Source organism: uncultured Brachyspira sp., from assembly GCF_949287625.1.
Lineage (GTDB): Bacteria > Spirochaetota > Brachyspiria > Brachyspirales > Brachyspiraceae > Brachyspira.
The window spans coordinates 1-3,603 of sequence record NZ_CASEGO010000168.1 but is presented as its reverse complement, the minus strand read 5'-3'; the positions used below and the strand labels follow the sequence as shown (position 1 = coordinate 3,603).

The following is a 3,603-nucleotide window of genomic DNA, read 5'->3' as shown; positions in this document are numbered from 1 at the left end:
TGAATATATATGTAATCTTTGCATATTAATTCATGGTCTGGTCTGGTCTGGTCTGGTCTGGTCTGGTCTGGTCTGGTCTGGTCTGGTCTGGTCTGGTCTGGTCTTCAATTTTGAATTTGTTTCTAAAATTGTCACGCAGCTTTTTTATTGGGATCCACCAGGATAATGTATTAACTATTTTATTGATATTTTTAATATTAAGTTCATTTTGATTTACTAAATATTCAATCTTATCATATAAAATTTTATTTTCACATAACAGTAAATCTATTTTATCAAGTAAATATTTATCAATAAATTTTCTTCCATAAACAATATTATATATATATGGATTAAAATGACATTTTTTATATTTGAATATATCTTTACTGAATATAGTATATATTTTATAATCATCCACAATATTATTATCATTTGAATAAGAAGTTCCAAAATCTCTCATAGTCCAAAAAAAACATTCGACTCCTAATTTTTCAGATAAAATTAAAAACTCTTCAGCGTTATCAATATTATCCTTAGTAACAACAAAATTTAAATGTATTTCTTCTAATTTTCCATTTAGCTTGAGATTTTGTAAATAATATATATTTTCCATGACTACATCAAAATTACCATCTTCTACAATTTTATTATATATATTTTTATTTGAGGCATGTATTGAAATTTGTACAATAGATATTCTATCAATAATATTCAATTCTTCTAACATATTCTTATTTAATAATAAACCATTTGTATGTAAATCAAATTTAATATTTGGATATTCTTTAGAAATAAGTTTTATAAAATTTCTAGTATGTCTACTTGCTAGTGGATCACCAGTACCTGAAAAACAAACTTTATCAGTATATTTTAATATAGGTAAAAAATATTTTTCTGCTATTAAATCTAGTTCTTCAATACGTTCTTTAGAATTTCTTATAAAATTATCTCTGCATATTTTACATCTTATATTACAGTCAGTATCATAACTAAATTTTATAATATTAACTTTATTAATTTTTTCTTTATAATCTACAAAGCATTCTCTAGTTTTTAATTGATATGAAAATGGAGTAGTATTGGGAGAACAAAGATCCAAATTACACATAAAATAATTTTTGTTAAGTGCATTTGTTCTGATTTCTATAGCTTTTTCAGAATTTATAATATTTTCAAAGGGTTCTTTAAATATATTTCCTATACATCCATTTTTTATATATGCTGGACAACATGTGTATACATTGCCGTCTGGGAATATTTCTATAAATCCAAATGGTACATTACATATAGTATTACAGTCAGGCATTAATATTCTCCATTAATATTTATAATAAATACTCATTAATATCTCTTTTTGAAATTTCCCATTTACCTATTCCATACCATTTAGTTATATCACAATATCGGCAAAAAGGTACAGGTTTGGCTAAAAATTGAAGTATTTCATTATAATTTTGTGCTTTATATATATCTATATAATCATGTTCTGTAACTTTCAAATTCTTGCCAAAATATTTATTAAAATGACGTATATTTGAAATTAATCCGCATGTAAATAACTTTCCATTACTTAAAAATAAGCAGTCATTTGCTATAAAACAATTAATGAAATTATTAGAAGGATCAGTAATACCATCAAGATTTAAAACCGTTTTTAAACTTTCTTTTTGAACACTTGTATCATTATAAAAAGATAAAACTATACCATATTGATTACATAAATTAGTAATATAATCCCAATTAATATTTATTGGATATTTTGTAGGATGTATTTATACTCTATTTTCTTTACAAGAAACCCAAAAGTTTTCATCTTGCTTAGGCAGTAAAATACCATTCGTTATTAACCATATTAAACTATTTTTAAAATATTTTCTCACTATATAAAAGTAATCTTTGCAATTCTTATTTAATAACGGTTCACCACCCATAAGCTGAAATCTATTTATTAATCCATTTGTTAATTCATATAGACGTCTAATATCATTTTCAAATATATCTATATCATAATATTCTTCTGCTGCTAGCTGAGAAAAATGATTACAGCTATAACAATTCAAATTGCAATGCTCTGCTAAATGTATTTCTACAAAATTAATACAAGGCTGAGGAGTTACTCTTCTTATCTTTCTATATAAATCAATATAATTGTTATGTAAATTATTATCTATTACATTTATCCTATTATTTATTTCTTCTAACTTAGAATCTATATAATTACTATATGAACTGTTTTCTATTATATTCATTCGATTATTTATTTCCTCTAATTTAGAATCTATATTGATTATTTTCAATAAATATTCTCTTACAGCATTTCTTAACTTTTTAAAAGGTATCCACCATACTATATCATTTATGAGTTTTTGATCCATATATTTTCTCCAACTTATTTTTCATATAATTTACTCATTCACCATTCCGCAAGTTTCTATAAACCATTCTATTAATTTCTGATCATTGGAAATAAATTTTATATTTTCTAAAAGTAATTCTTTATCCAAAACGCCATGTTTTATGGAATCTAATATCATTTTTCTATATATATTTATAAAATGATCCTCTTCTTCTAATTTAGCATTATCAAAAGTGCAAGCTTCATAATATAACCATAAGTTAGATACAAATATATTAGTTGTTTCTTTATTAGATGATTTACCAATATAATTATAAATATCATATAATACATCATACATATCTGTTAAATAACTGTCTTTAAATCTTGTAGTATTAACAAAAGAATTTTTTCTGCTTTCTATATAAAAATATAAGTTTACAGGAATATAAGAAATACTTTTAGATTCTAAAAATATTTTAAATGAATAATTTAAATCTTCATACTTTTTTCTGGCAGGTATATTATTATATCCTATTTTTAATAATATATCTCTTTTAAATAGTTTATTCCATAAATGTCCAGATATATAAGTATTAATGTTACTAAATATATTAATAATATCTTTGTCATAAAAAACTGAATATGGTATATCTTTATAATATGAATTAATAAATCCAATATCACCATTTTTTTCCTGCAAAATAAAGAAATTATAACAAACTATGTCCAAATTATTTCTTATCATTTCATAGAATGTTATATTATACAAATCTAAAGACAAATAATCATCACCATCTATAAAAGATACTGAATATCCTTTTGCTAGTTTTAAACCTTCCATTCTTGAAGCACCACTTCCTACATTCTCATCAAGTTTAATATATTTTATTCTGCTGTCTTTTTCTTTATAATATGAGCATATTTTATCATCTTCTTCCAAAGGAGAACAGTCATTGACTATAATAATTTCTATATCTTTCAAAGTTTGGTTTATAACAGTTTCTAAACAATGTATTAAATATTTAGATCCTATATTGTATACAGTTATAATTACTGATACTAAAGGGCTATAATTCAGTTGATTAATTAAATTATGGTCGAATGATGAAGGTATTTGATAACTTAAAACTCTTGATATCAATAATTCTTTTTTAATATTATTAAAATTATTGTCTATATTGATAAATCTATCCCACATAAAAGGATATAACTCATCAAAACGTTTATGTACTTCACCTAATCTATCCCACATAAAAGGATATAACTCATCAAAACGTTTATGT

General features: G+C 23.1%; 4 protein-coding genes. All 4 read right to left on the bottom strand.

The window, feature by feature from the left end:
- Positions 1 to 25 precede the first annotated feature (25 nt).
- Entirely contained in the window at positions 26 to 1,288 is a 1,263-nt protein-coding gene (locus tag Q1X91_RS15115) for a radical SAM protein (RefSeq protein WP_300759366.1), read from the bottom strand.
- A gap of 19 nt (positions 1,289 to 1,307) precedes the next feature.
- On the bottom strand, positions 1,308 to 1,481 hold the full coding sequence (locus tag Q1X91_RS15110) for a hypothetical protein (protein ID WP_300759364.1): 174 nt from the start codon (positions 1,479 to 1,481) through the stop codon (positions 1,308 to 1,310).
- A gap of 273 nt (positions 1,482 to 1,754) precedes the next feature.
- Positions 1,755 to 2,357 carry a radical SAM protein gene (locus tag Q1X91_RS15105; protein WP_300759362.1) on the bottom strand — a complete coding sequence of 201 codons (603 nt, stop codon included), beginning with the start codon at positions 2,355 to 2,357 and terminating at the stop codon, positions 1,755 to 1,757.
- Positions 2,358 to 2,387: 30 nt separating this feature from the next.
- Positions 2,388 to 3,603 (bottom strand): glycosyltransferase family 2 protein (locus tag Q1X91_RS15100; RefSeq protein ID WP_300759360.1); only part of this gene is annotated, 1,216 nt, incomplete at its 5' end.

Bases quoted from the DNA above. Each gene is read 5' to 3' on its own strand.
- Q1X91_RS15105 (WP_300759362.1), bottom strand. From the start codon at position 2,357: ATGGATCAAAAACTCATAAATGATATAGTATGGTGGATACCTTTTAAA.
- Q1X91_RS15115 (WP_300759366.1), bottom strand. From the start codon at position 1,288: ATGCCTGACTGTAATACTATATGTAATGTACCATTTGGATTTATAGAA.